This window comes from Chloroflexota bacterium, assembly GCA_026710945.1.
In the GTDB taxonomy this organism is placed as follows: domain Bacteria; phylum Chloroflexota; class UBA11872; order VXOZ01; family VXOZ01; genus VXOZ01.
Map to the genome: position 1 here is coordinate 122,989 of JAPOQA010000014.1, position 25,141 is coordinate 148,129.

28 protein-coding genes are annotated in these 25,141 nt (G+C 56.3%); 5 read left to right on the forward strand and 23 right to left on the reverse strand.

All coding sequences use genetic code 11. The annotated features are described in order from the left end of the window. Positions 1-57: 57 nt before the first annotated feature. The 21 genes from OXE05_02320 to OXE05_02420 all read right to left on the reverse strand — a co-directional run bounded on the left by OXE05_02320 (position 58) and on the right by OXE05_02420 (position 18,363). Entirely contained in the window at positions 58-309 is a 252-nt protein-coding gene (locus OXE05_02320; protein MCY4436152.1) for a Trm112 family protein, read from the reverse strand. Positions 310-547: 238 nt separating this feature from the next. Then, complete coding sequence (locus tag OXE05_02325; GenBank protein MCY4436153.1) at positions 548-1,180, reverse strand: CPBP family intramembrane metalloprotease; 633 nt, start codon at positions 1,178-1,180, stop codon at positions 548-550. An 18-nt stretch (positions 1,181-1,198) separates the two neighbouring features. Then, complete coding sequence (ruvB, locus tag OXE05_02330; protein MCY4436154.1) at positions 1,199-2,233, reverse strand: Holliday junction branch migration DNA helicase RuvB; 1,035 nt, start codon at positions 2,231-2,233, stop codon at positions 1,199-1,201. A gap of 133 nt (positions 2,234-2,366) precedes the next feature. Beyond that, positions 2,367-2,948, reverse strand: a complete 582-nt coding sequence (ruvA, locus tag OXE05_02335; GenBank protein ID MCY4436155.1) for a Holliday junction branch migration protein RuvA — start codon at positions 2,946-2,948, stop codon at positions 2,367-2,369. Beyond that, complete coding sequence (gene ruvC, locus OXE05_02340; protein ID MCY4436156.1) at positions 2,945-3,436, reverse strand: crossover junction endodeoxyribonuclease RuvC; 492 nt, start codon at positions 3,434-3,436, stop codon at positions 2,945-2,947. Before ruvC ends, ruvA begins: the two co-directional genes overlap by 4 nt. A 9-nt stretch (positions 3,437-3,445) precedes the next feature. After that, positions 3,446-4,216, reverse strand: a complete 771-nt coding sequence (locus tag OXE05_02345; protein MCY4436157.1) for a YebC/PmpR family DNA-binding transcriptional regulator — start codon at positions 4,214-4,216, stop codon at positions 3,446-3,448. A 448-nt stretch (positions 4,217-4,664) separates the two neighbouring features. Continuing rightward, a complete protein-coding gene (locus tag OXE05_02350) occupies positions 4,665-5,675 on the reverse strand; it encodes a rod shape-determining protein (GenBank protein MCY4436158.1) in 1,011 nt (336 codons plus the stop codon). 8 nt (positions 5,676-5,683) lie between these two features. Beyond that, a complete protein-coding gene (murA, locus tag OXE05_02355; GenBank protein MCY4436159.1) occupies positions 5,684-6,964 on the reverse strand; it encodes a UDP-N-acetylglucosamine 1-carboxyvinyltransferase in 1,281 nt (426 codons plus the stop codon). A 189-nt stretch (positions 6,965-7,153) separates the two neighbouring features. Beyond that, positions 7,154-7,588, reverse strand: coding sequence for a F0F1 ATP synthase subunit epsilon (locus tag OXE05_02360; protein ID MCY4436160.1), 435 nt, complete (start codon positions 7,586-7,588; stop codon positions 7,154-7,156). 2 nt (positions 7,589-7,590) lie between these two features. Continuing rightward, a complete protein-coding gene (gene atpD / locus OXE05_02365) occupies positions 7,591-9,012 on the reverse strand; it encodes a F0F1 ATP synthase subunit beta (protein MCY4436161.1) in 1,422 nt (473 codons plus the stop codon). Between the two features lie 47 nt (positions 9,013-9,059). Further along, on the reverse strand, positions 9,060-9,941 hold the full coding sequence (atpG, locus tag OXE05_02370) for an ATP synthase F1 subunit gamma (GenBank protein ID MCY4436162.1): 882 nt from the start codon (positions 9,939-9,941) through the stop codon (positions 9,060-9,062). After that, positions 9,942-11,474 carry a F0F1 ATP synthase subunit alpha gene (atpA, locus tag OXE05_02375; protein ID MCY4436163.1) on the reverse strand — a complete coding sequence of 511 codons (1,533 nt, stop codon included), beginning with the start codon at positions 11,472-11,474 and terminating at the stop codon, positions 9,942-9,944. A 26-nt stretch (positions 11,475-11,500) separates the two neighbouring features. Continuing rightward, complete coding sequence (atpH, locus tag OXE05_02380; protein MCY4436164.1) at positions 11,501-12,037, reverse strand: ATP synthase F1 subunit delta; 537 nt, start codon at positions 12,035-12,037, stop codon at positions 11,501-11,503. After that, complete coding sequence (gene atpF / locus OXE05_02385) at positions 12,034-12,528, reverse strand: F0F1 ATP synthase subunit B (protein MCY4436165.1); 495 nt, start codon at positions 12,526-12,528, stop codon at positions 12,034-12,036. Before atpF ends, atpH begins: the two co-directional genes overlap by 4 nt. A gap of 72 nt (positions 12,529-12,600) precedes the next feature. Further along, the gene (gene atpE, locus OXE05_02390) at positions 12,601-12,831 is read right to left on the reverse strand and encodes an ATP synthase F0 subunit C (GenBank protein ID MCY4436166.1); all 231 of its coding nucleotides are present in this window, start codon (positions 12,829-12,831) and stop codon (positions 12,601-12,603) included. A 76-nt stretch (positions 12,832-12,907) separates the two neighbouring features. After that, entirely contained in the window at positions 12,908-13,675 is a 768-nt protein-coding gene (gene atpB / locus OXE05_02395; protein MCY4436167.1) for a F0F1 ATP synthase subunit A, read from the reverse strand. An 8-nt stretch (positions 13,676-13,683) separates the two neighbouring features. Continuing rightward, on the reverse strand, positions 13,684-13,911 hold the full coding sequence (locus OXE05_02400) for an AtpZ/AtpI family protein (GenBank protein ID MCY4436168.1): 228 nt from the start codon (positions 13,909-13,911) through the stop codon (positions 13,684-13,686). A gap of 138 nt (positions 13,912-14,049) precedes the next feature. Continuing rightward, positions 14,050-15,177: a Gfo/Idh/MocA family oxidoreductase gene (locus OXE05_02405; protein MCY4436169.1), complete on the reverse strand. Its 1,128-nt coding sequence runs from the start codon at positions 15,175-15,177 to the stop codon at positions 14,050-14,052. Positions 15,178-15,503: 326 nt separating this feature from the next. After that, on the reverse strand, positions 15,504-16,340 hold the full coding sequence (locus tag OXE05_02410; protein MCY4436170.1) for an SDR family oxidoreductase: 837 nt from the start codon (positions 16,338-16,340) through the stop codon (positions 15,504-15,506). A gap of 25 nt (positions 16,341-16,365) precedes the next feature. After that, positions 16,366-17,364: a C-terminal binding protein gene (locus OXE05_02415; protein MCY4436171.1), complete on the reverse strand. Its 999-nt coding sequence runs from the start codon at positions 17,362-17,364 to the stop codon at positions 16,366-16,368. A 30-nt stretch (positions 17,365-17,394) separates the two neighbouring features. Further along, the gene (locus OXE05_02420) at positions 17,395-18,363 is read right to left on the reverse strand and encodes an MraY family glycosyltransferase (GenBank protein MCY4436172.1); all 969 of its coding nucleotides are present in this window, start codon (positions 18,361-18,363) and stop codon (positions 17,395-17,397) included. Between the two features lie 236 nt (positions 18,364-18,599). Here OXE05_02420 and OXE05_02425 point away from each other — a divergent pair, with 236 nt between their 5' ends. Both OXE05_02425 and OXE05_02430 read left to right on the forward strand, forming a co-directional pair. Continuing rightward, a complete protein-coding gene (locus OXE05_02425; protein MCY4436173.1) occupies positions 18,600-19,064 on the forward strand; it encodes a hypothetical protein in 465 nt (154 codons plus the stop codon). 334 nt (positions 19,065-19,398) lie between these two features. Further along, complete coding sequence (locus tag OXE05_02430; GenBank protein ID MCY4436174.1) at positions 19,399-20,064, forward strand: metal-dependent transcriptional regulator; 666 nt, start codon at positions 19,399-19,401, stop codon at positions 20,062-20,064. A gap of 125 nt (positions 20,065-20,189) precedes the next feature. Here the strand turns inward: OXE05_02430 and rfbD are convergent, their stop codons facing one another. Beyond that, positions 20,190-21,059 (reverse strand): dTDP-4-dehydrorhamnose reductase, encoded by an 870-nt coding sequence (gene rfbD, locus OXE05_02435; protein MCY4436175.1) that lies wholly within the window; start codon positions 21,057-21,059, stop codon positions 20,190-20,192. Positions 21,060-21,287: 228 nt separating this feature from the next. Here rfbD and OXE05_02440 point away from each other — a divergent pair, with 228 nt between their 5' ends. After that, positions 21,288-22,445 (forward strand): NAD(P)/FAD-dependent oxidoreductase, encoded by a 1,158-nt coding sequence (locus OXE05_02440; protein ID MCY4436176.1) that lies wholly within the window; start codon positions 21,288-21,290, stop codon positions 22,443-22,445. Here OXE05_02440 and OXE05_02445 read toward each other — a convergent pair. Beyond that, positions 22,433-22,786, reverse strand: a complete 354-nt coding sequence (locus tag OXE05_02445; GenBank protein ID MCY4436177.1) for a hypothetical protein — start codon at positions 22,784-22,786, stop codon at positions 22,433-22,435. The two genes, OXE05_02440 and OXE05_02445, sit on opposite strands and share 13 nt — an antisense overlap. Before the next feature lie 763 nt (positions 22,787-23,549). Here OXE05_02445 and OXE05_02450 point away from each other — a divergent pair. Together OXE05_02450 and OXE05_02455 are read left to right on the forward strand one after the other, a co-directional pair. Beyond that, positions 23,550-23,888, forward strand: a complete 339-nt coding sequence (locus OXE05_02450) for an STAS domain-containing protein (protein MCY4436178.1) — start codon at positions 23,550-23,552, stop codon at positions 23,886-23,888. A gap of 90 nt (positions 23,889-23,978) precedes the next feature. After that, positions 23,979-25,139 (forward strand): SpoIIE family protein phosphatase, encoded by a 1,161-nt coding sequence (locus tag OXE05_02455; protein MCY4436179.1) that lies wholly within the window; start codon positions 23,979-23,981, stop codon positions 25,137-25,139. The last annotated feature ends 2 nt before the right edge of the window (positions 25,140-25,141 follow it).

Sequence of the window (25,141 nt, forward strand, 5' to 3'; positions counted from 1 at the left end):
TGAATTGCGCGTTTACGACAGGCGTCGCACCGTTCGTGCCCGTCTCTAAAGCGAGATCTACCCTGTGGGAATGCCCATCTCGATCAACATTACCGGGATGTTCTCATCAATTCGGTAGATTGTGGCGCCGTCATCGGTAATCAGCCCTTCTTCCAGCGGCTTGTCGACCACGTTGCCGTCTTGATACGTGACCTCGTCGCTTTCAATGCGGGAATTAAGCTGGCTGATCTCATCACTTGAAAGAGGGCGCAACTGCGCCTTGGTAGCGGGGCACCGCAGGATTTCGAGTAGTTGTTCGCTTATGGGCATGGCATCAAGTCTCCGGGGTAATGAGTGAGTTTTCGCACATTTCGTATTAGCGAGGACCGTTGCTGCTGACAATCAAATGTGACAAGGGCTTGCTTATGGTCCGAACACACGAGGCCTAAAACAGGCATGAACGTGTCAATCATATTCACATTTGTCAGTCTGCCTGTCCCCTGTTTCAAAGGTAGGAGCGCAATGTAAGCTCTATTCATCCTCAGTCTAAGAACGGCGCAATGCACTGTCAACCAGACCGTGCCCTGACTACACGATACGGAATCTTGCCAAGTCGGGTGAGAACGGTAGGTCCTAAATTGAAGAGCGCAAGATCGGCAATGAAGTGGACGATTATGGGTGTAAGAATCGTGCCAGACACCAAGAAAAGGAGTCCGAACAAGACACCTCCTGCAGTAGCAAGCAGCAGGAACGGCAGCGGGAATCCGGCTATACGGTGAATGAAGCCGAATATTACGGCAACGCCGATGAAACCCACCGCCGCAGGCAAGAATCCTATACTCATCGCCCACGACTGCAGCATGCCCCGAAAGAAGAGTTCCTCGGCAGGCGCATTAAAGAAGAGGAAGTATCCATCCTCGATGGCGTGGGCGCGGCGGGACGCCAAGCTGTGGATTGGCCAATAGCGCGCGCGGAACAGCGTACAGGCAGCAAATGCCGGAATGCCAGTGCCCAGGATGAGTGCGACGTCTAGGCCGGTAATGCGCCAGGAGAGCTTTAGCGTTTCGGCCCCACCTGCCAGGGCATAGGCCCAAACAAGAGCCACAATCGCGAATGGGAGGAGCCGACGAACAACATCCCAGCCTATCCACCGCAGCGAGTCGCGCGCCGTACGGAAGGGAATAGCGGGCGTACGGTTCATAAGTCGTGAATCCGTAATCTAATCGAAGAGGCGGGGCTGATCTTTGTCAGCGGCTTCACCGGCGTCAAGCCCCAAGTGCTCGTATGCCGCGGAGAGCACCACTCGTCCACGTGGCGTTTTGGCCAGGAAGCCAAGTTGCATCAGATACGGTTCGTAGACATCCTCGATGGTCTGCGCTTCATCGCCAATTGCTGCCGCTAGAGTGTCGATACCGACCGGCCCGCCGCCAAACTTCTCGAGAATTGTCATGAGAATCGTCCGATCCACCGCGTCCAGCCCTAGTCCATCGATCTCCAGGCTTTCCAAGCAGTCTTCAGCCAGGGAGGAGGTGATACGTCCGTCGCCTTTCACCTGCGCCCAGTCTCGGATGCGACGCAGCAGTCGATTGGTTATGCGCGGCGTGCCGCGCGATCGCTGGGCGATTTCATTTATTCCTGCTTTGTCAATTACCACACCCAAGATTCCGGCTGAACGGTGGACGATTTTTCGCATGGCGTCAATGTCATAGTACTCCATGTGGAAGTGTGCACCGAAGCGGTCCCGCAGAGGGGAACTGACCAGGGCAAGCCGGGTGGTTGCTCCTATGAGCGTGAATTGGGGTAGCGAGAGACGTATACTGCGCGCCGCCATGCCTTTGCCCATGACAATATCTAAAGCAAAGTCCTCCATCGCCGGATAGAGTATCTCTTCCACGGCACGATGGAGGCGATGCACTTCGTCAATGAAGAGGATGTCATGCGAACGTACGTTAGAAAGGATTGCTGCCAGGTCTCCCGCACGCTCGATGGCCGGCCCGGCGGTGACTCTGATGTTGACGCCCATTTCGGTAGCCAACACGTTTGCAAACGTTGTCTTGCCCAGCCCAGGCGGGCCATGGAAAAGAGTATGATCAAGCGGCTCCTGCCGCTGTTTCGCGGCAGTGATGGCAATACGCAAGTGCTCCCGCACTTTTTCCTGGCCGATGCACTCTTCCAGGGAGCGCGGACGCAGCGACTGCGCAACTTGGAGGTCTTCCGGCTCCTCTTGCGGCGCAACGACGCGTGTGTCGGTCATGTGCTCATTCCTTGCAAATGAACTCGGATTCGCTCGCACTGTAAGTCGTGCACTTCAACGTCTGCGCTTGACCTCTCAAAGAGCTTGGTTCGATGGCATTGTAGGGTGCGAGAGGTACCTTGCCAATACTGATTTAGGCCCCAAGATGGCGCAGCGCGGCTCCAACACGCAATTCGACCGACGCGGCTGCTTGCACCTCCGGTTGCGCGAGCGCATGAGCGATCTCTGCGGTCGAGTATCCCAGCGCCGCCAGCGCATCGGCGGTTTCATCGGGGGCGCCTGTGGTTTCATGTGACGCCGCCAACTTCCCGCGTAGTTCAAGGACGATACGACTGGCGGTCCGCTTGCCTAGACCGCTCACGAGTGTGAGCTGCCGCAGGTCCTCGCTTTCAATCGCAGTTACAAATTGCTCAGGAGCGAACGTCGAGAGGATGGCTAGCGCGAGTCTCGGCCCCACACCGTTCACGGTCTGTACTTGGTCGAAGAGAGCTGCTTGCTGTTCTGAGGTAAAGCCAAAGAGTTCTAGCCGGTCGTCGCGAACAAGCAGCCTCGTCGCAAGCTTGACGGTACTGCCAACTGCGCCGAGTTCTTGCACAACGTTGGCAGGCACGACGACGCGCAAGCCAATGCCGCCGACTGTGTCAGAACCGCCGACCTGAATAGTTACGGACTCCAGGTCGCTGCTTACGAGTTCTCCCCGGATAAAGGCAATCATGTTTGTGCAAGGAGTTGCTGCGCGGAGCGCATGTGGGCGTGGCAGATTGCTACGGCAAGAGCGTCGGCTGCGTCGTCGGGTGTGGGAGGTTTCTGGAGTGCGAGCGCGATGGACACCATCGTTTGCACCTGGCGCTTGTCAGCCCTGCCATACCCCACGAGCGTTTGCTTGATCTGAAGCGGCGAATAGTCGCTGACGGGACAGCCGGCTTCGGCGGCGCGCAAGAGCACAACTCCCCTGGCTTCACCAACGGCAAAGGCGGTCGTTACGTTCTGATTGAAGAAGAGTCGCTCCACAGCAACCTCATCGGGTGCGGCGGATTCAATGACCTCTCCGAGCTGTCGATAGATTGAAAGGAGACGCTTGGGTTGGCTGTCTTTGGCAGGCGTCGTGATGCAACCAAATGTAACAAGGGAAGGTTGTGGCGAATCTTCGATAACGCCGTAGCCGAGACGGGCAGTGCCCGGATCGATGCCAAGGATGCGCATGAGGTCATCCTAACCTGATAACGCCGAATTCGTTGAGAACGCGACCATCAATTCGTCGGTCAACTCAAGATTTGTGTAGACCTTCTGGACGTCGTCGAGGTCTTCCACCTGCTCGATAAGCCGCATAGACTGGGTAGCCTTGTCGGTTTCCGGTTCCGACATGGTCTTAGGAACGCGAGTTAACTCAGCACTATCCACCGTGTAACCACCCTCTTCCATGCCTCGGCGCACGGCTTCAAGTTGCTCGATGAGGGTAATCACAACCAGCGTGCCTTCTTCTTCCTGCACGTCTTCCGCGCCCAGTTCAATAGACTCCAGCATAGCCTCGTCCGGGTCGCTGCCGTTGAGTTCGATGATGATCTGTCCTCGGGTGTCGAACATCCACGCCACACTACCGGATTCGCCCAGATTGCCACCCCCACGTGCCAGCACGTTGCGGAGCTCTGCAACTGTGCGGTTTCGATTGTCCGTCAGCGCCTCGATGAAGAAAGCCGCGCCTCCCGGCCCATAACCCTCATAGTTGATATCCTCCAGCCGAGCGGCGTCTTCGAGCTCGCCGCTGCCACGCTTGACGGCGCGCTCGATGGTATCAGCGGGCATATTGGCGTCTTTCGCCCGCTGAATAGCCAGGCGCAAGCGAAAGTTCGTCTCCGGATCGCCGCCGCCATCTCGGGCGGCCACCGTGATTTCGCGACCCAATTTCGTATAGAGCTGCCCTCGTTTTGCGTCGTTGGCTGCCTTTTGGCGCTTGATTTGCGCCCATTTTGAATGTCCTGCCATGCTCACTCTCCTAGGCAACACGCAGACTAGCGCGGACGGTCTTTCAGGGGGTCAAAAGCGTTGCGAGGACGTCTCTAGTGCCTGTAGTGAATAACGGATTTGCTACAGCCATTATAGCACTTCTCTCCGTCTTGGCCCGGGGTAAAAGTATAGGTAGCGGTGAAACAACTGAAAGCAAATACAGACTACGTGCAAAGGCTGAGCAGAGGTAGCGAAATGCCTGCTGCAGTCGCCGCATTGAGCCTGCTGCGCTCGATGCAATCAGATGTGCGGATTAGTGATGAGGTGTGGTGGGATGTGCGGGCGCGGAGGGCAACCGACGGTTGGCTGAAGCAATTCAGACGCCAAAAGCACCTGGCGAGGATTCTGAGAGCACTACCTTGTATCTCGCGGCAATTCCCAAACCGCACACTCCATCGTGAGCGACCGCCGGCACGTTGAAGTGACCCTAGCGAAAACTGACCAGGCTGCGCTTTAGCGTGTCAAAGTACTGCATCGCCACCCCGGTGCCCAGCGCGACACTGATGAGGGGAGTGTCGGCAAGATAGCACGCAATGCCGGTTTCCTGCGTGAGGAGCCCGTCTAGATTGCGAAGCAGGGAACCGCCGCCTGTCATCACAATGCCTCGATCGATAATATCTGAAGCAAGTTCCGGCGGTGTCTTTTCCAGAACGTCACGAGCGCACTTAACGATTATGCCGATGGTCTCTTGAATCGCTTCAGTTATCTCATCTGATGTGATAGTAATGGTTCTTGGCAGGCCTGCTACCTGATCTCTGCCGCGCACTTCAAGTGAAATCGGCTGGTCCAAGGGAAGTGCACTGCCTACGGCAATCTTTACCTCTTCAGCGGTACCTTCACCGATCAAGAGGTTATAGTGTCTCTTGACATAATTGAGAATTGTCGAGTCGATGCGCCGTCCGCCCACCCGTACCGATTGGCAAACTACAATCGCGTTGAGTGAGAGAACGGCTACTTCAGTAGTGCCACCGCCTATGTTGATTACCATGCTGCCGCTGGCGGAGGATATGGGCACATTGGCGCCGAGCGCCGCGGCAAGCGGCTCCTCGATCAGATAGGCATTGCCGGCGCCGGCCGAGACGACTGCATCATGCACGGCGCGCCGCTCGACGCTGGTAATTCCGGTTGGCACAGAGACCATCACGTCTGGCTTGAAGAAGCGTACACGACCGCAGACCCGCCGAATTAGATGGCGTATCATCTCTTGGGTCACCACGTAATCAGCGATCACACCTTCGCGCATCGGTCGGACAACGGCAATATTACTCGGCGCCCTACCAATCATTTGGCGTGCCTCGTCGCCAATAGTCTCTACGCGATTGTCTTCCGTGGATACGGCAACGACTGAAGGGCCATTAATGGTGATGCCCCGTCCCGGTACGTATACCAGCACGTTGGCAGTTCCCAGATCGATGCCGATTTGCTGTGCACCAAACATCTAGCTTGCTATTCCATTGCGACGTGCGCGCCGAGAGCTATCAAGTCCTCCGGCAGTGACTCATACCCCCGAAACACGTGATGCATGTCCGTCACGCGTGTTGTGCCCTCAGCAGCAAGGGCCGCAAGCAAGAGGGCGACACCTGAACGGATATCGAGTGCGCGCACCGAGGCTGCCTGCAAGAGTGTGGGCCCGTGAATGTATGCTTTCTCGCCGGATACCCGAATATCGGCTCCCATCTTGCGCAACTCTTCCACGTAGTTAAAGCGCGCCTCAAATACGCGCTCGTGAATTACGCTCTCCCCGGTTGCTTGCGTAAGCAAGGCACAAATCTGTGGCTGTAAGTCTGTGGGAAAGCCGGGAAAGTGAATTGCCTGCACTTCCACGGCTCGCAGAGGGTAGCTCGCCGACACCCTAATGGGATCAAGCGTTCCCTGTATGGTAACACCGCATTGGGAAAGTTTATAGAGCAGGGGTTCCATATGATCGTAATTCGTGTTGTGAATAGTCACGTCACCACCGGTGATAGCGCTGGCGAACGCAAATGTCCCTGCCTCATGTCTGTCCGGTATCACGTCCCATTCCGCGCCGTGGAGACTCTCTACTCCCTCAATCTCAATCGTATTGGTGCCTGCGCCGTGGACGCGCGCTCCCATTTGATTGAGGCAATCGGCCAGTGCCACCACCTCCGGTTCTGAGGAGGCATGCCGAATCACGCTCGTACCCTTCGCCAATGCGGCGGCAAGCATGAGATTCTCAGTGCCGGTATGGCTGGGATAGTCCAGGTAGAGCCGAGCACCGCTAAGTCGTCTGGCGGACAGGCGATAGTCCTGGTCTTGGCTCTCCACTGTGGCGCCCATTGCCTCGAAGCCAAGCAAGTCCACGTTTACGGGCCGCTCTCCGATCTTGCAGCCGCCGGGATGCACGGAGGACACTTCACCGACACGTGTCAGCAGCGGTCCGGTCACCAGAAAAGAAGCGCGAAAACTCGTGGCTATTTCCGTGGGCGTGCGCGTCGATGAAATCGTCTCTGCTGTAATTGCAATAGTCCGCCGGTTCGTGTCCACCTCCACACGGGCGCCCAAGCTGGTGAGCAGATTGGCCATTGCCTCGATATCGCGAATGAAAGGTGGATTGTGCAGAACGCACGTTTCATTCGTAAGCAAGGCTGCTGCCATGAGAGGCAACGCGCAGTTCTTCGAACCTCGGGCCCGCACCTCGCCGTACAAGCGATTTCCGCCAGAGACGACGGCAGTATCGGCTTGCGTTCGTTGCTTCAGTGCTGTCATTCAGGGCTGCTCCTGAGGAAGACCACACGCACCAAGAACCGTTTAGCTGCTAAGAAGGGCCGCCGGTAGGAAAGCGACAGAAATGGGATCAGAATGAAAAGTAGGTAATCTGCGGGGCCCGGCCGAACCGTCGTTCAAACTGCTGCGAGATTACGTCGCGATACCGCTTCCGAATTTCCTCTGCAGTGTTCATCGCGCCTGAGAAGAACCGCGCCTGCGTCGCGCTTGTTGCGCTATACGCAGACGAATTAGCGCACGCCGCATGGCTGCCTCAGCGGCTGCGAGTTCCGCACCTTCACGCTTTTCGCTGAGGGCTTCTTCGGCGCGCTGACGCGCCTCTTCTGCGCGTTCGACATCAATCTCTTCGGCACGTTCAGAGGCATCTGCCAGGACTGCTACCCGATTGTCCCGTACTTCCAAGAATCCTCCCGTTACAAAGAAGGATTCTTCCTCCTCACCCTTGCGCATTATGAGTTCACCAGGGGCCAAGGCAGTCATAAGCGGCGCGTGGCGCGGCAAGATTCCTACCACGCCTTCCGATGCCGGAGCCCGCACGGAAGCAACTGCCTCCGCCGTGAGAACTACACGCTCGGCGGTTATGATCTCAATGCGAAGCGATGCCATGACTAGGACTCTTGCTGCATCTGTTCAGCGTTTTCAACTGCTTCGTCAATGGTACCAGTCATATAGAAGGCTTGCTCGGGTAAGTCGTCATGCTTGCCCTCCAAAATTTCCTTGAAGCCCCGCACAGTCTCTGCAATCGTCACGTACTTGCCCGGCATGCCTGTGAAGGCTTCTGCCACGAACATTGGCTGTGACAAGAATCGCTCCATGCGGCGTGCCCGCGCCACGGTGAGCTTGTCTTCTTCGGAGAGCTCCTCAACGCCGAGAATTGCAATGATGTCCTGCAAGTCCTGGTAGCGCTGCAGCACTTGCTGTACCTGGCGTGCCACTTGGTAGTGTTCTTCGCCAACCACCGTCGGGTCGAGCACCCGCGACGTGGAGCCGAGGGGATCGATGGCGGGGTAAATGCCGCGCTCGGATATAGCACGCTCAAGGCGGATAGAGGCGTCCAGGTGGGCGAAGGTCGTAACCGGCGCCGGGTCCGTATAGTCGTCAGCCGGCACGTACACCGCTTGCAGGCTGGTAATGGCGCCCCGTTTGGTTGAGGTAATGCGCTCTTGGAGCTGACCCATCTCCGTCGCCAACGTTGGTTGGTATCCCACCGCCGAAGGCATGCGTCCCAGCATAGCGGAGACTTCCGAGCCCGCTTGCGTAAAACGGAAGATGTTGTCGATGAAAAGCAGCAAGTCCAAGCCCTGGCTATCGCGGAAATACTCGGCAACGGTAAGGCCGGTCAAGCCGACGCGCAGGCGCGCGCCCGGGGGCTCGTTCATCTGGCCGAATACCATCACCGTCTTATCCAGCACCCCAGCTTCGCGCATTTCGTTCCAAAGGTCGTTGCCTTCGCGCGTGCGCTCGCCAACTCCGCAGAACACTGAGTAGCCTTGGTGCTCGGCAGCGGCGTTGCGGATCAATTCCATGATGATGACCGTTTTGCCGACACCGGCGCCGCCAAAGACCGCGATCTTGCCGCCCCGACGGAAGGGGCAGACCAAGTCAACCACTTTCAAGCCGGTCTCGAAAATCTCAGCCTCGATGCTCTGCTCTTCGAGGTCGGGCGAACTGCGGTGAATTGGGTAGGTATCCGTAGTTTCAACCGGATCGCCGCCGTCTACCACTTCGCCGATGACGTTGAAGATGCGTCCCAGTGTCTGTTCGCCGACCGGCACCTGAATCGGCGCTCCGGTGTCAATGACTTCCACACCGCGGCGGAGACCTTCCGTGGGACCCATGGCAACACAGCGAACCCAGTCATTGCCGAGGTGCTGTTCCACTTCCAGCACGAGCCGACTGCCATCCGGTGTCTGCAGTTCGATCGCATTGTGGATGGTGGGGAGGTTGTCCGTTGGAAACTCTACGTCAACTACCGGCCCAAGTACCTGGACAACGCGGCCTTTTGCATTGGCTTGCGCTTCTACTGCCATGGATGCTCGCTCCTCAGTCTGGATATCTCTAGTATCTTGGTTCAATCCTATACGCCGGCAATGGCTTTCGCTGCCGTCGCAATTTCTATGACCTCGTTCGTGATCGCGGTCTGACGTACCTTGTTATAGGTGAGCGTCAGGTCCTGCAGGATTTCCTCCGCATTTTCGGTAGCGTTGCGCATCGCGATCATACGCGCGCTGTGCTCGCTTGCAATGTTCTCCAGGAGCGCACGGTAGATCTGGGCCTCGATGAACCGAGGCAAGAGCGTAGAGAGTACGTCGTCAGGACTTGGCTCATAGATGTAGTCCACCTGATGGAATGCACTGATCTCGCTGGGATCGAGCTCCTCAGGGGTGATTGGCAGAATGCGTGCCAAGGTCGGCTCCTGCCGCATCAAGTTTACGAATTGGGAAAAACCTACATAGACTTCGTCATACTTCTTGCTCGTGAAGCCTTCGATTGTGCTGCGGGACATCGGCAGAATGTCCGCCAAGTTGGGATAGTTGCCCAAGTCTTGATATTGGGCGGACACCGCGTTACTGAGACCCACAGATCTTAGCAAAGCCGGGCCTTTAGTCCCCACAGCGATAATGTCAACGGAAACGCCGCGATCGAGGATAAAGCGCACCACCGAGCGGACCATATTGGAATTGAGACTGCCGCACAATCCCCGGCTGGTGGTAAAGAGAATCAATGCAGCGTGGGAAACGGGGCGAACTTGAAGTAATGGGTGGAGTTCCTGCGCCCCGCTTACCGCGGCGAGGTTGTCGATGACCGATCGAATTCGCTCCGCATAGGGCCGCGAGGCGAGTACCCTCTCTTGCGCACGCCGCAGCCTGCTCGACGCCACGAGCTCCATCGCGCGCGTAATCTGACGCGTATTCTGAACGCCTCGAATGCGCCGCCGCAGTTGACGGATGCTCGGCACTTACGCTGCTCCTGACTGCACGGAAGGCTGGAAAACATCCTGCTTGAATTGACTGATTGCTGCCGTCAATTTCTCTTCAACCTCTTCAGGGAGGGCTTGGGATTCCCTTATCTCATCCGCTACCTCGCGGTGGCTGGCAGAGATATGTTGCAGCAATTCGGTGACAAAGCGGTCGATGTCATTTACAGCAACGTCGTCCAACTCACCGGCATTCAGGGCAAAAATGCTGATTACCTGGTTTTCAACAGACAGTGGGACGTACTGAGGCTGTTTCAAAATTTCCATCGCCCGTTGTCCACGTTCGAGTTGCTGCCGTGTAACACGGTCGAGGTCCGAGCCGATTTGCGCGAAAGCGGCGAGTTCACGGTACTGCGCCATGTCCAAGCGCAGCCTTCCGGCCACCTGTTTCATCGCCTTGATCTGCGCATCTCCACCGACGCGTGAAACCGAGATACCGGCATTCACGGCCGGCCGCTGGCCGGCATAGAAGAGGTCCGGCTCAAGGTATATCTGCCCATCCGTAATCGAAATCACATTTGTGGGGATGTACGCAGATACGTCCCCGGCTTGAGTCTCGATGATGGGTAGTGCGGTCAGCGTGCCGCCGCCATGGTCTTCATTGAGACAGGAAGCCCGTTCCAGTAAGCGCGAGTGGAGATAGAAGACGTCGCCGGGATAGGCCTCACGGCCGGGTGGGCGGCGCAGCAACAGGGATACCTGTCGATATGCCCAGGCATGCTTGCTGAGGTCGTCGTAGATGACCAGGGCGTCCTGGCCTCTATCTCGGAAATACTCGCCCATAGTGCACCCGGCGAATGGAGAGAGATAGAGCAGAGCCGCGGGATCGGACGCCCCTGCGGCTACAATGATGGTGTGGTCCATTGCGCCGTTGCGGTCGAGAATCGTCATGACGTTGGCGATGTCTGACTCTTTCTGACCGATGGCGACATAAATGCAGACTACATCCTTGCCCTTTTGGTTAATGATTGTATCCAGCGCAATCGCCGTCTTTCCGGTCTGACGGTCGCCGATGATAAGTTCGCGCTGGCCGCGGCCAATGGGAATCATTGAGTCGATGGCCTTGATTCCAGTCTGCAACGGGACATTCACGCTTTTTCGCGTGACGACACCGGGGGCCACTTTTTCAATCACGCTTGTCTCTGTCGTATTGATCGGCCCTTTGCCGTCCACGGGTTGACCTAGCGAATTGACCACCCGTCCGGCGAGTTCAGGTCCGATAGGGACGGACATAACGCGTCCGGTGCCTCGCACCTCGTCACCCTCTTTGATCTCCTCGTAAGGGCCCATGATGACCGCACCGACGGTGTCTTCTTCCAAATTCAATGCGAGACCAAAGACTCCGTTGGAGAACTCCAAGATTTCACTGCTCATAACTCCGGAAAGGCCGAAGATACGAGCAATGCCGTCTCCCGCTTCAACCACGGTGCCGACGTCAACCGCCTCGCTCGGGCGATCGAACGCTTCAATCTGTTGGCGAAGTGCGGAGGCAATATCCTCAGACTTGATGCTCAAGAGGCCCTCTCTCCTTTCCGAGCGCGCTAGATTACACGCGCCAGTTGCTCTTCCATCGCCCTTAGCGACGCTCGGACGCTAAGGTCTTGCAGGCGGTCTTCTTCGCGTAGTATAAGTCCGCCAACAATGGCGGGATCTACTGTTTCCTCCAAATGCACGCTGCGGCCATCTCTGCCCAGCGAATTCTTGAGTTGCTGTCGCAAGTCCTCCGTCAGTGGTGCCGCGCTGGTCACGTGTACGCGCGCTATTCCTTCAATTCGGTCCGCTTCTCGCAACACCTGTCGAGCTAGCTGCGATAGACTGCGCACCGCGCGATCCTCAATGAGAATTCTCAACAGCTCCTGACCGGCGGCAGACAGATGGCCGCCAATTGAACGTTGCACAGCATCCATCCGCTCCCCCAAAGACAGGCGCGGGTCTTCCAAGAAGTGCCGTATGGTGCGGTCCTCGCCAATCGCCAGGAGAGCCGTCATGTCACGCCGCCATTGGTCGAGGGTATTCGTCTTTCGCGCGAAGTCCAGCACACCGCGGCTGTAGCGGCGGACATTGGTAGCGCTGCTCACGACGACTCTTCCAAATCTGCAACGAGGCGGGCCGTGAGTTGGCGGTCCTTCTCTGAATCGAAACTCTCTTGAATGAGCTTTCCGGCCACAGCGACAGAGAGCGACGCAACCTCTTGGCGCAATTCACGGCGAGCGTGCCCAATTTCAGCACGGAGTTCTTCTTGGCCTCTCTCCAGAATGCGCTGCGCTTCCTGCTGAGCATTGGCGACGCTTTCATCGCGTAAGCGCTCAGCCGCCGCCGTCGCGTCATCGATGATCTTGCGCGCATGAGCGCGCGACTCTTCAAGCTGGCGCTCATACTCTTCGCGGAGATTCTCTGCCTCACTGCGCGCACGTTCCGCTGCCTCTTGGCCCTCGCGGATACGCTCCTTCCGCTGATCGAGCATGTTTAGCACGGGGCGGTAAAGCAGACGGTGCAGCAGAAAGACGAGAAGCAGAAAGTTGATGATCTGGAAGGCGAGATAGAACGGGTTGATCCCAAGCTCGCCCATAGCGGTACCTTCTCCCTTTTGCCTGATGTATCTCGAGTCTATCTAGAATCGGCAGTGCGATTCTCGAATGCCTTACCCTAGGAAAATAAGCAGGATCGCCGTTAGCAACGAGTAGATTGCAATCGCCTCGGCGAGGCCCGCACCAATGATAAGGGTGTTGCGAACGTCATTCGCGGCTTCTGGATTGCGACCAATTGCCTCCATAGCGCCGCGCACCGCAATTCCGATGCCCAAGCCCGGACCAATAGCTCCGACGCCCATTGCGATACCCGCAGCCAACTTTGCAGCAGTTTCCGGATCCATGGATTCCTCTTCTCCTTACTCTTACCACTACTAGTTCGGTACGATAAACCTAACTGCTCTTACGCGTGACAAAACCCTAGGAATGCGCTTCCTCGTGTTCATGTTCACCGCTCATGGCCAGTCCAAGGAAGATTAGTGTGAGCATGGTGAAGATGAGCGCTTGGATTAGTCCGAAGAGAACCTCCAAGACCATGAAAGCGGCTCCTACCAACGGTATGCGCATCACCAAGAGCAAGACTTCTCCAGCAAAGATATTGCCAAAAAGACGGACTGAGAGCGACACCGGCACAAAAGATTCGATCGCAATGTTTATCAGGATCAGTATTGGCAGGGGGCCTGCCAGGTGCTTTAGGTATCCCAGTGGCTTGTGAACGATTAGTCCCGCGGAGTGGATGAGAATGAAAGCGATCAACGCCATACCGATTGTCATATTGAGGTCGCTGTTGGCAGCTCGAAAGATCGGTATGAAAATCTCGTGCCCCTTGCCGTCGTCTCCCCAAACGCCAATGCTGTTGAAGCCTGGCAAGAGTCCCATCCAGTTCGCAACAACAATGTAGATGAAGAACGTCGCAATGATAGGAAATACGATGCGGGCGCGGGCACCGACGACGCCCTCAACAATTTCGTAGAGCATGCCGACAATGGCTTCGGCAAAATTCTGTAGGCCGCTCGGGACCAATTGCATGTTACGCGTGGCAAGGATGGAGGCAATCACCAGCAGCGCCATGACGATCCAGGCGGTAAAGATGGTGTTGGTGATTGTAATAGGGCCTATGTGAAACAGGGGTTCCGCAGCCAGCGAAATGTGCAGTCCTTTGAAGCCAATGATTTCCAGGAAATCCATAGTGCTCCCTACACCTGCAATCGAAAGAGCTGGTAGAGCGTACCAAAGCTCAACAATAACCCGATTAACATACCTACGAGAACCAGCAACGGACCCGTGCCGAACCGTTCGTCAAGATAGTTGCCGGCCCAAACACCACCGAGCACAAATGCGCCCACTACAAAGCCGAATTGGAGCGCGAACATTCCCGCTCGCAGCGGCCCTATCTCGATGCGCTTCTTGGGCTGGGGCGGCATTGTCCTTCCTCTTGCGTCAAGCAAGTATAGCATACGCCGATGTCCGCCTCAAAGCCTCCGCGCGCATGTGCATTATTTCACAATCTTTTTAATTTGTCTACAAGCGAGGTTGATTAATTGGATCATTGAACCCGTTCCTCAGCGAGCGCGTGTCAGTAGGTCTTGTATGGAAACTGAAGCTCCGTCTCGACCGGCTGAGACATTTGCGCCGAGCACGGCAGCCAGACTGTACATCGCATCGCTAAAGGGACTGCGAATGTATGACGGGTCGCCCTGCGCTACCGCTCTAACGAATGCGCGGTTGGCTTCAAGCGTGGCGTCGCCGCGATTGCCTGCGGGCAATCGATGCCGCAGTACTTCGGCTGATGGCGGCGTGCGAGGAGTGTACGCTCCGTCATGAAAGTAGGCGACCGGTCCTTGGGGCTCCAGGCTCAGATGGCCGTGGTCCCACAGCACGTGCATGTAGCTTTCCTGATAGAAGACTCGGGCCAAACGCGACATAATTAGGTGTCCCACAGCCCCATTGGCAAATGTGTACGTCACGCTATAGGCTGTCGGATTGTCGCCTTCAATAGCGGCAAGTGCGGAGTCCCGTGGCACGTAATGAGCTTGTACGCTGTCAATCTCACCGCACCAGTAACGCATCAAATCAGTCTGGTGAATGCCGGCTTCGACGACCGAACTGCCGGACCAATCTTGAAAGGCAGTCCAAACCCGGCTCGCCGGTCCGCCAAGGTCTTCGGTCGGTGTGTGCTTCGCGTTATGGCTTTCCACGCTTCCCGTGTGAACCATGGTTGCCATGACGATGCGCTTGCCTCGCAGATACTCGTGCATTGCGGCATGCCAGGCATCGTAGCGCTCCTGAAAGCCAACTGCAGCAATGACGTTGTTGCGTTCAATGGCAACATCCATGGCGTGCGCTTCTTGGAGGTCGAGACTCATGGGCTTTTCCACAAAGAGGTTGAGGCCCCGTTCCGCGGCGCACACCACCTCGCCGTTGTGGCGGTTAGGTGGAATGCACACGTAGAGCGCCTCTAGTTCCTCTGCTGCCTGGAGCGTGTCTAAGGAAGTGTAGCGGCGGACACTCTCCTGTCGATAATCAGGAACATGACGGCGGATCTTCTCTTCCACCAGATTGGGTTCGTGCATGTCCCCGAGCGCGGCGACCTGAGCCACTCCCTCTTCCTGCAAACGCCAAAGCGCTGCCAGGTGTTGCAATCCGCGCTGACCGATGCCAAGAATGCCGATCCGAGGTGGTGCGGTCACGTTATCGTTGCTCCTACGTGGAATCTCTTTGGGCTTACTGTGCTCTCCGGCGTTCAACGTCACTCTCCCCGTAACAATTGCAGCCAAGCCCTCTATCGCAGCCTTCAGAAGTAAGGCTGGATACCCGGCACGCGTAAGCGGGAGAACGTGTTGGGCTCGTGTCTACGTCACGCGCCGTTCAACGCTTGAATACTCTAAATGTAAGGGCAAGCGGATGTTCGAGCGAATTCAAGAAAACAAGGTACGCGCTAACATTAGGCGCGGCACTCCCATGCCGAGCCTCTCCCGGGCCTTCTCACTCCTTCTCGCGACCCATGACACGAGCATCAGTAAGGGAGTTGGGTGTCTGGATTCTCTTGCATGTAGTGTGCGAGGCGAACACCGAGATTCTCCTGCAACTGAATGCTGAGACCACCGTCAACTACCAGGGCGTGACCCGTAATGAAACTCGCCTGTGCCGAGCAGAGGAACGCGATTGCGCTGGCAATTTCCTCCGGCTTCCCGCAGCGCCGCAGGGGGTACTGCTCTTCAAAGAACGCGTAGCCGCTTGGATTGTCCTCCCACATGCGGGCCTGGATATTCTCGGTGACAATGTGGCCCGGGCAGATAGCGTTCACGCGAATGCCACGCGGGCCGAGATCAATTGCCATCTGACGTGTCATGCCGATCACTGCACTCTTGCTCGCTTCGTAGACGAGAAAGCCGGGCGATTGTAAGAGGCCATGCACGGACGAGATATTGATGATGTTGCCGCCCCCATTCTTCTCAATGTGCGGAACTGCGTACTTGCTGGCGAGGAAGAGGGCTTTGGCCATTACCGCTAAGCCGGAATCCCAGGCTTCTTCTGTCGTCTCGAGAATGCTCGTGTCTTGGGCCGACGTCGGGGAGTACGCGTTATTCACAAGAATATCCACCCGTCCCCAATGCTCCACGGCCCTGTCGATGGTTTTGACGATGTCGGCGTGGTCACCCACATCTGCCAACACAACTTCAGCCTCACCGCCCGCCTCACGAATGCCGGAGGCATTCTCCCTTGCCGCTTCCTCGTTGATGTCAGCAATGAGGACCTTTCCGCCGTCGGCGGCCAGCCGTCGCGCGGTAGCGCCACCGATTCCCAATGCGCCCCCCGTCACTATGGCTACTTGTCCCGACAAGTCAAACATAGGCCTACTCTTTCCGTCTCAGCAACTAATCGCTTGCAGATTGTTGTAGCGTTACGCGCGCCAAGACCTCCGGATTGACGACACTTTCCGGCATATTCGCTTGCAGTACCTGGGCGACTGCCTGGGCTGTGCGCGTCTGCAGAGCCGCAAGCGACTCCTCACTATAGAAGGCGACGTGGGGAGAGACGATCAGGTTCTCCTGTTTGAGGAGCGGGTCGCTCGGGTCAGGCGGTTCCTGGGGAAGCACGTCGACTCCGGCAGCGGCAATGTGCCCGGCACCAAGCGCCTCTGCCAAGGCAGCACTCTCGACCAAGCCGCCGCGGGAGGTATTGATGAAGATCGCGCCAGGTTTCATGAGGCGGAATCGCTCCCGATCGAACATGAGCGTGGTTTCAGGTGTGAGAGGAAGATGCAAGCTGACAAAGTCACACTCTTTCAGCAAGTCTGGCAAGCTGACTGCGCGGCAGCCTGCTCGTTGGGCATCCCCAGACGTCAAATGAGGGCTGTACGCAAGCACCCGCAGTCCCAGAGCGTGCGCTTTGGCCGCCACCCGGCGGCCGGTCTGTCCAAAGCCGACAATACCCAATGTCTTGCCATGGATGCGGAAGAGCGGCATGCCCACTTTGCTATTCCAATTCTCTGCGCGCACCGCTCTATCGTAGCGGGTTAGTCGCCGGGCGCAGGCGAAGAGGAGGGCAAGCGTGTGTTCTGCTACTTCCTCCACACAGTAGTCCGGCACATTCGTTACTACTACGTCGCGGCCCGTGGCTACGTCCACAGCAATGTTGTCTACGCCGATGCCGTACCGCGCTATGACTCTGAGCTGATCTGTAGCGCGCACGACTGCAGGTGTGACGGAGGCAAAACACGTCATGATGCCGTCAACGCCAGCGGCAAGTTGTACCAAAGTCTCTTCATCACCACTTGGTGATGGGACCAACTCGACGCCAAGCGGCTCGAGGACTGTTCGCTCTCTGTCCAGCGCGGGCCAAACGTAATCGGTGATGAGAACGCGGTAGCGCATACATTCTCCTTGTAAGCGGAGTTATGGCGGCTATTTGGACTTGCCACTGCGCGCAAGAACTATGAGCAAAGCAGCAACGATGACACCAAGAATGCCCAACGCGTAGATCTTCTGCAGCGGCGTGGGCAGCAATAACGCTATCGCGCCAAAAGCGGCCGCCAGCGACCAGTAGACGAGCGCAATGCCAAGGGGAGGCAGCCCTAGTTCCGACAGGCGATGATGCAAGTGGCTCGTATCCCGTTGGTAGAAGCGGCCGCCTCGCAATGTACGGCGAATAATAGACCACGCCACGTCAATGGCGGGTACCCCAAAGATCAGTAATGTCGTGGCTAGTTTTGCTCCACCAATGATGGCTATAGTGCCTAGGGCGAAACCGAGGAAATGGGCCCCGCTGTCGCCCATGATGATGCGCGCACGATAGACATTGAAGGGAAGAAAGCCGAGGATCGCTCCGGCGAGGATGAGCGGCAGAAACGCTAAGCTGAATTGCTGCAACGACATACTGAGGAAAAAGAGCACTCCCGCCCCAATGAACGAGAGCCCTCCGGCCAGTCCGTCATAGCCGTCTACGAAATTTATAGCATTCATCATGCCTACAATCCAAAAGAGCGTGATGAACACCGACAGCCAATAAGGAAAGAAAATGTGGCCGTCCATGTAGGTAGCAATGCCACTCAAGAAGGAGATGTTTCCACCGAATGGATCGCGGACGAATTCAATGAAAATCCCGAAAAAGACAGCTATACCGGCCGCGGCAACCTGCGCGATGAATTTGGGAAGGGGTGGTAGGCCGCGAACGTCATCAATGAACATGACGAGCGTAATCAAGCCGGCGCCCAGCAGAAGACCCAGGATCTTCGGGTCTAACGACAGATCCTCGCGCAGCCACACCGTTGCAAGTAAGATGCCGGCAAATGCCGCAAAGATGGCGAGACCGCCAATCCGTGGAACCGGCCTCTTGTGCACCCTCCCTACGCCAGGCTGATCCAACCATTGCATACGCAGCGCCGTACGTCGCACGGCGTCGGTCAGGAGTAAAGCAACAACTGTCGCAGAGAAAAGGGCAAACAGAAGGGTGCTGGTAGCAGGTTGCACAACTCTACCCGGAGTGAGTATTGCGAAGGTGGGACTGTGTCCGCCCATAAGTATACCATCACCTTTCGCTGCATTACCTGTTTAGACGCAAGCGCCGCCGTGGCGGTACAATAACGGTATGGGAGGATGTCGTCATGCGCATGACAGAGTATGCAATGAATGATACCGAGAGAGGCCCCCAAAGACTTCCTGAGCATCGACCGGAGCAACACATTGAAGAAAGCGACCCTCTGGGATTTCTCGGCGGCTTTGTCGCGGGCGCCATGTGCAGCGCGGTGGGCTCGACAACGTGGCTGTGGTCGCTCGGCGTCTTGCTACTAAATGTAGTACCGCAACTTGATAGGTTCACCCAGCCTACGCGGCCGCTACTGAACTTGGACCGCCTAATCGGAACCGCCGGTGAGGACTATGCATTGTTCGTTTTGATTGGGGGATTGTTCTTTTCTTTCTTGCCCATCGCACTCGCACTCTCCTTAAAAGAAGGTGGGCAGACGTTGAGTCTGCGCAACGGCCTGTTCATCGGCTGGATGCTGGGCCTCTTCTCCATTCCAATAATGGTCTTTCAGGCGTTCACCGAGTCCTTGGGAAGGCTCCCTAGGCTTTAGACACGCCAGGACTGACTTGCTGGGTTCGCGAGAGGGGTCCGGGGAAGCGCCATCCGCAGAGTTCCTGTTAAGATTAGTAGTATCTAGCGTGTTTCGTTCCCACCGACCAACAAGTCTCACACTTAACACTGTTGACATTCCAAGAATAGGGTAGAGTTGCAATGGGTAGAGTGTCAGGGCGTTTCCAGGCACTTTGCATTTGGCTTTGTGAGTGACTCTCGGCTCGGTGTTGCATCTCAATGAGGAAGGATTCGAAGATTTCCGGTAGAGACTGAATCGAATGAAGTTTCTAGTCAGATTGGGGACAATGTCACAGAATCCACCAGAATTTGAGATGAGTTCAGTACAAGGCGAATATCTGATTCGCGTGTACACGACGCTTCGCGAGGGGTCACGAGTAGTTGGATCTCGCCTGGCAGAACGGCTGGGAGTTTCCGCGTCGGCGGTGACACAGGCTTTCCAACGCATGGAGCGACAGGGGCTCGCCGTCATTGACCACGACTGGGGTCTTCAATTGACGCCTGAAGGGCGTAGCATAGCTGAATCGATTATTCGCCGGCACTACCTAATTGAGAGGCTACTGGTTGATACGTTGGGGTTCGATTGGGCCGATGCCGATGATGAAGCGGAACGCCTGGAACACGCACTTTCATCTAAATTAGAAACCTACCTATTCGAGAGTCTTGGAGAGCCGACAACGTGCCCACATGGGAACCCGTTTCCAGGGTCGCCGGATGAGGAACGGTTGCTAGGCGCACGAAAGCTGACAGAAACAAGGGTGGGGGAGAGCGTCGTGATTCTCCGCATCACCGAAGAAGGTGAAGACGACGGCGATCTTCTCCGCTTTGCACATAGCCAGGGCCTGCTGCCAGGATCGCCAGTCTTGGTCGAAGACATTGACCTGCGAGCAGGACAGCTACTACTGAGTACAGATGAGCGCAAGGTCGTTATTTCGGTGCGCTGGGCTCAAAGTGTTCGCGTTTCCGGCCCAGTCTCTTAGGTAGATTCACTCGCGGCGCTCGCGCGTTTGGCCGCTACTTATCTCTGTCACAGACATGGCGACATTGACGAACCTAGGTAGTTTGTCGCTGTCTGGAGAGCCCGTTCGGAGGTTACCGGCTGTTGCTACCCTCGCGATCCCGCTCGCAGGGCTGCCAAATGGTCGGCAAGCGCATCTTGCCAGGGCCGAAGGTCGTCCTGATGGAGGGCTGCCAGCCGCTCGTTTGCCAATACGGAGTAGGGAGGGCGCGCCGCCGGCGTAACGTACTTCTTCGACGATGTCGGAGAAAGCGCTGCGTCGACGCCCACTAACGCAAAGATTGTTTTGGCGAATTCGTACCAGGTGCACGAACCGGCGTTGGTTATGTGGACGACGCCTGAAATGTCTTGCCCAATCAACCACGCTACTTTCTCAGCCAGGTCTCTGGTTGAGGTAGGCGTGCACACTTGGTCATCAACGACCCGGAGCGCCGACCCCTCTCCGGCCTTGCGAAGCATCGTTTGGACGAAGTTGCCTCCTCTGCCGCCGGCGCCCGCAACGCCGTACAGGCCGCACGTTCGCACTATCACCGCTCTCCGCCACGTAACTTGCGCAAGATACTCTCCGGCCAGCTTGGAAGTCCCATAGACGGACAGGGGCGCCGGTGGATCGTCTTCGGTTAGTGGAGCGCGTTTCGCCTGACCGCCAAACACGTAGTCTGTGCTGAAGTGCACAAATCGTGCATTCTGCTCTGCACAGAGTTGGGCGAGATGACGTACGGCGAGAGCATTCGTGGCAAAGGCGGTCTCCGCTTGTGCCTCACAGTCGTCTACGCGATGAAAGGCAGCGGTATTAATGAGCACATCCGGCCTGAATGAACGAACAATCTCAGCGGTCCGGCCGGCGTTGCAAATGTCTAGGTCCTGGCGCGGCGGCGCAAGTACTTCATATTGAGAGAGTGAGAGCCTGAGGTCGTACGCTAGCTGTCCGTTCCCGCCTGTGATAAGGATTCGCATTCCACCCTCGTCGTTACACTTCTCGCCGCATACCCGCTTTGCTTAACATACATCAGCCTGCACGCACTGAGGTTTTCAGTAGTGTACTACTTTGAAAATGAGCACGGTCGCCGCTATCCTGGACAAACGACTTGGGGTGCATTGATGTTCGAGGAAGCTACACATAAGAGAAGGCATAGGGGACACAAAGTAGTGTACTTGTCAGAATTTCGAGTGAGGATTCTTTAGTTGTCGCAGCCAACGCTACGTAACCCGGCAGCATCGTCACCCGACGCGCCAGACATAGACGTCGCAATTGTCGGCGGGGGACCTGGGGGGCTTGCCGCCGCCCAGCAGTTGGGCAAGCGGGGTATCGCAAGCGTGGTTCTTGAGAAGGGCGGTTACCCCGGTTGGATGTGGAGCAAGACGTACGAGAGTCTCCGCCTGCACACCGGCAAGCACCTGAGCGCGTTGCCTGGAATGCCGTACCCAAGTGGGACCAGCCTTTTCCCTTCACGTGGGGAATTCATGGATTATCTCAAAGACTACGTGGCGCAATTCAGTCTGCCCCTGCGGGTTGGTGTAGAGGTGCAGGCGCTTGAGCGGCAAGCGGACACATGGAGAATCAAGACGAGTGAAGGTTGGGTTACGGCGCGCGCCGTAGTCGTAGCAACCGGCATCATGTCGTCGCCGCTTGTGCCCAGCCAACTTAGGTCGGAATCTTTCGAGGGATACCTCATCCACAGTTCGGACTACAGGAGGCCATCGCCATTCTTACACCAGCGTGTGTTAGTCGTTGGCGTAGGCAATTCCGGAGCGGAGATTGCGGCGGAGCTTGCAAGTGCCGGTGTACGTGTGGCGATATCTGTCCGTTCGGGAGTGAACAACGTGCCTCGAAGCGTCGTTGGGCTTCCGAGCCAATACCTGGGGTGGGCAATCTCCTGGCTGCCTCGTCCAATCCAACAGCGATTGACACGGACGTTTGGGCTCGTGGGAGCCGTAGTCCGGGGCGGCAACCCAATCCCGCGCAAAAAGGGGTTCGGCAATTGCCCGGACGTACCCCTCATCGGTATGAAGCTGGCCAACGCCGTGCGATCTGGTGCTATCGCCCTCCTGCCTGGCATCGATCGTTTCACGCCGGATGGAGCGACATTTGCTGATGGCACACAACACGCGTTCGACGCGGTGATTCTGGCTACCGGATACAGGTCGTCCATTGAGTGGATGGGAGCTTACAACGCCAGAGATGCTTGCGGATTCGCTAAACGACGAGACCGCGTGAGAAGCCTTGAATTCCCTAATCTCTACTTCATTGGTCACAACTACGATGGCAGGGGCGGTCTCTACAATATCGCCGTGGACGCAAAGCGGATTGCCCGGGTAGTGTTGAGCCGTCAAAGGCTGTGATAGCTGCCAAAGGACCAAAGCGCTGTTGCCAACACCATATGAAACCAGATTGGGATCGTCCGTTTGAGCCATCTCCTTTCCGGCTTGAGCTTCATCGTTAGAATATAGCGCGCTAACATCGCACCGAAGTAGACTGCTGCGGCAGCCCTGAGGGGCGTCGCCAACATGCCCCACCAGCTCGAAGCAAAGAGACCCTCAGTCCGGTAAACGTCGGCAGCAATGACTGCCAGGAGCGAAAACAGAATTAGCTGCGCAGGGAGCAGGTAGCGGTAGGGCATCAATCCCGAGTACCAGTGTTCCATCGCAGGCAACCAGCGAGGCGAGAACAAGACGACTACCACTTGTCCCAGCACTCGTAACCCAAACAAGACAGTACATACAAGGAGGATTAGAGGTTCCTGGGACATGTCTTCAACCTCGTGCTCGTCGACGATGCAAGTTTCTCGGCCGGCTCTAACTCTTTAGGGATGAGAATCTACATGCAGCCAGCTACTCGGTTGCCTATGCGACACCCAGAAATAGGGCTGCAATTTCCGTAACCACGCCAATGCGATTTCAAACAGCTTCCATTCTATATGTTAGCTTGACATGGGCACTCCCAATTGGTAGGTTAATGGCCAGAAATCACAGTGATGATTCTACGATTTGGTGGTCTCTGGCTAATTGGTCGGCAGAAAATATTGTAGAATTATTGCACCCAATGAACCGAGTGGCTACACAACTGGGGATAACTCGGATCTTGGGCAAGTGTTTTGTCCTCGCACTGCTTTGGCATCTCCCTTCTTTAGAGAGGAGACGAGATGCACATTGACGGTGGGGAGACGGTGAGGAAACCTAACAAGACTTTCATTGTAGTTTCCAGGGGGCAGTGGAGAGAAAGGAGCAGAGTGCTCGCGCAGACCGTTCGTCGAGAATGAGCCTGAGCAATTCATTGATCGTGTTACCCTGTGGCGAGAAAATCATCGGTTCCAATTGGACGTGGATTCGGTATGTTCCCGCCCTTGCTGTCATAAGTCACGTGCAGGATTTAGAGGTTGAGAACGACTTAGAGTTCAGGTATGGTGTTCAGCAAGACCAAGTTGCAATGTTAAGGAGATGCGCCCAATGGGAGTAACTACGGAGCGGCAAGATAACACACTGATTGCAAAGACCGATGGTCGCATTGATGGGGCGAATGCCCGTGAATTTCAGGATGCCTTAGACGCCGCCATTGACTCGAGTGAGCGTGCCGTCGTCTTGGACCTGGAAGAAGTTTCGTATATCAGTAGTGCCGGCTTGCGAGTTATCCTCCTAACAGCCAAGTCGTTGCAGAAGCAAGACGCGAAGTTTGCCGTCTGCTCGCTCTCAGAATCAATTCGAGAGATATTCGAGATCAGCGGCTTTGATCAAATCATTGCCGTGCACGATTCTCGAGATGAAGCAATAGACGCACTCAAGAATTAACCCGCCCATTCTTGCGCAGCATCGAGAATTCAACTGGCCCGTGGGTACTCCCTACAGGGTCAGATAATGCAGTTCTCGAGGAAGGGAACGATGGAACCACCTTACAAAATCCTCGTTGTCGACGATGAACCGGACCTTGAGCCGCTCATGCTGCAGCGAATGCGTCGCCACATTCGGGCGGGACGCTATTCGTTCGTCTTCGCTCAGAACGGAGTTGAAGCGCTTGAACGCCTGACCGAAGAGGATGACATTGATATGGTTCTCTCCGATATCAATATGCCTCGCATGGATGGCTTAACGCTGCTTGAACAGATTCCCAAGGTCGATCCCAACATCCGCTCCGTAATCGTTTCAGCATACGGAGACATGAAGAACATCCGCACGGCCATGAATCGTGGCGCTTTCGACTTTGTAACCAAACCGTTAGACTTTGCAGACCTTCAAATCACAATCGATCGCACATTGAGTCATATGACTGAATGGCGAGAAGCACTCTCTTCGCGTGACAAACTGGTTGCATTGCAGAATGAACTGAATGTCGCCAGCCAGATCCAGCAGTCGATTTTGCCAACAATATTTCCTAAAGGCGAAAACTACAAAATTTATGCCAGCATGGAACCTGCGCGCAATGTTGGGGGAGACTTCTTTGACGTTTTGACTTTGGATGCCGGCATGGTTGGCCTTGCGATTGCGGACGTATCCGACAAAGGCGTACCCGCTGCCCTATTCATGATGTCTAGCCGCACGCTTCTGAAGGGCTCTGCCATCGGCATAGGAGAGCCGGGCCAGGTGCTGTGTGAGGTAAACGATTTGCTTCATGAAGACAATGACACGGGAATGTTCGTCACTGTTCTGTATGCGGTCTATAGTCCGACGAGTGGAGAATTAGCCTATGCCAACGGCGGGCACAATAGTCCTCTGCTGGTGCGTCCGGATGGGAGTTCATCGCTGCTTCCCCTTACAGGTGGCATTGCGCTTGGTGTCATGCCTGAATTGCCATACCAACAGCAGACGGTGACCCTGGCTCCAGGCGATCTTGCGTTCCTCTACACAGACGGAGTCACCGAGGCCATGAACGCCGAGGGAGAGGAATTTGGCGTGGAGCGCCTGCAGGAAGTGTTTGCAACCAACCCTCCCCGGGATCCAGAAGAGGCAAACGAGGCGGTTTTTGCTGCGGTGAGTGAGTTTGCCGGCGAAACACCCCAGTCTGACGACATAACATGCTTAGCATTGTATCGTAGCGAGTCGTAAAG

Excerpts from the sequence above, each read along its gene's own strand:
- OXE05_02320 (MCY4436152.1), bottom strand. The coding sequence starts at position 309 with ATGCCCATAAGCGAACAACTACTCGAAATCCTGCGGTGCCCCGCTACC.
- OXE05_02325 (MCY4436153.1), bottom strand. The coding sequence starts at position 1,180 with ATGAACCGTACGCCCGCTATTCCCTTCCGTACGGCGCGCGACTCGCTG.
- ruvB (MCY4436154.1), bottom strand. The coding sequence starts at position 2,233 with ATGACCGACACACGCGTCGTTGCGCCGCAAGAGGAGCCGGAAGACCTC.
- ruvA (MCY4436155.1), bottom strand. The coding sequence starts at position 2,948 with ATGATTGCCTTTATCCGGGGAGAACTCGTAAGCAGCGACCTGGAGTCC.
- ruvC (MCY4436156.1), bottom strand. The coding sequence starts at position 3,436 with ATGCGCATCCTTGGCATCGATCCGGGCACTGCCCGTCTCGGCTACGGC.
- OXE05_02345 (MCY4436157.1), bottom strand. The coding sequence starts at position 4,216 with ATGGCAGGACATTCAAAATGGGCGCAAATCAAGCGCCAAAAGGCAGCC.
- OXE05_02350 (MCY4436158.1), bottom strand. The coding sequence starts at position 5,675 with ATGTTTGGTGCACAGCAAATCGGCATCGATCTGGGAACTGCCAACGTG.
- murA (MCY4436159.1), bottom strand. The coding sequence starts at position 6,964 with ATGACAGCACTGAAGCAACGAACGCAAGCCGATACTGCCGTCGTCTCT.
- OXE05_02360 (MCY4436160.1), bottom strand. The coding sequence starts at position 7,588 with ATGGCATCGCTTCGCATTGAGATCATAACCGCCGAGCGTGTAGTTCTC.
- atpD (MCY4436161.1), bottom strand. The coding sequence starts at position 9,012 with ATGGCAGTAGAAGCGCAAGCCAATGCAAAAGGCCGCGTTGTCCAGGTA.
- atpF (MCY4436165.1), bottom strand. The coding sequence starts at position 12,528 with ATGGGCGAGCTTGGGATCAACCCGTTCTATCTCGCCTTCCAGATCATC.
- atpE (MCY4436166.1), bottom strand. The coding sequence starts at position 12,831 with ATGGATCCGGAAACTGCTGCAAAGTTGGCTGCGGGTATCGCAATGGGC.
- atpB (MCY4436167.1), bottom strand. The coding sequence starts at position 13,675 with ATGGATTTCCTGGAAATCATTGGCTTCAAAGGACTGCACATTTCGCTG.
- OXE05_02400 (MCY4436168.1), bottom strand. The coding sequence starts at position 13,911 with ATGCCGCCCCAGCCCAAGAAGCGCATCGAGATAGGGCCGCTGCGAGCG.
- OXE05_02410 (MCY4436170.1), bottom strand. The coding sequence starts at position 16,340 with ATGTTTGACTTGTCGGGACAAGTAGCCATAGTGACGGGGGGCGCATTG.
- OXE05_02415 (MCY4436171.1), bottom strand. The coding sequence starts at position 17,364 with ATGCGCTACCGCGTTCTCATCACCGATTACGTTTGGCCCGCGCTGGAC.
- OXE05_02420 (MCY4436172.1), bottom strand. The coding sequence starts at position 18,363 with ATGCAATGGTTGGATCAGCCTGGCGTAGGGAGGGTGCACAAGAGGCCG.
- OXE05_02425 (MCY4436173.1), top strand. The coding sequence starts at position 18,600 with ATGACAGAGTATGCAATGAATGATACCGAGAGAGGCCCCCAAAGACTT.
- OXE05_02430 (MCY4436174.1), top strand. The coding sequence starts at position 19,399 with ATGAGTTCAGTACAAGGCGAATATCTGATTCGCGTGTACACGACGCTT.
- rfbD (MCY4436175.1), bottom strand. The coding sequence starts at position 21,059 with ATGCGAATCCTTATCACAGGCGGGAACGGACAGCTAGCGTACGACCTC.
- OXE05_02450 (MCY4436178.1), top strand. The coding sequence starts at position 23,550 with ATGGGAGTAACTACGGAGCGGCAAGATAACACACTGATTGCAAAGACC.
- OXE05_02455 (MCY4436179.1), top strand. The coding sequence starts at position 23,979 with ATGGAACCACCTTACAAAATCCTCGTTGTCGACGATGAACCGGACCTT.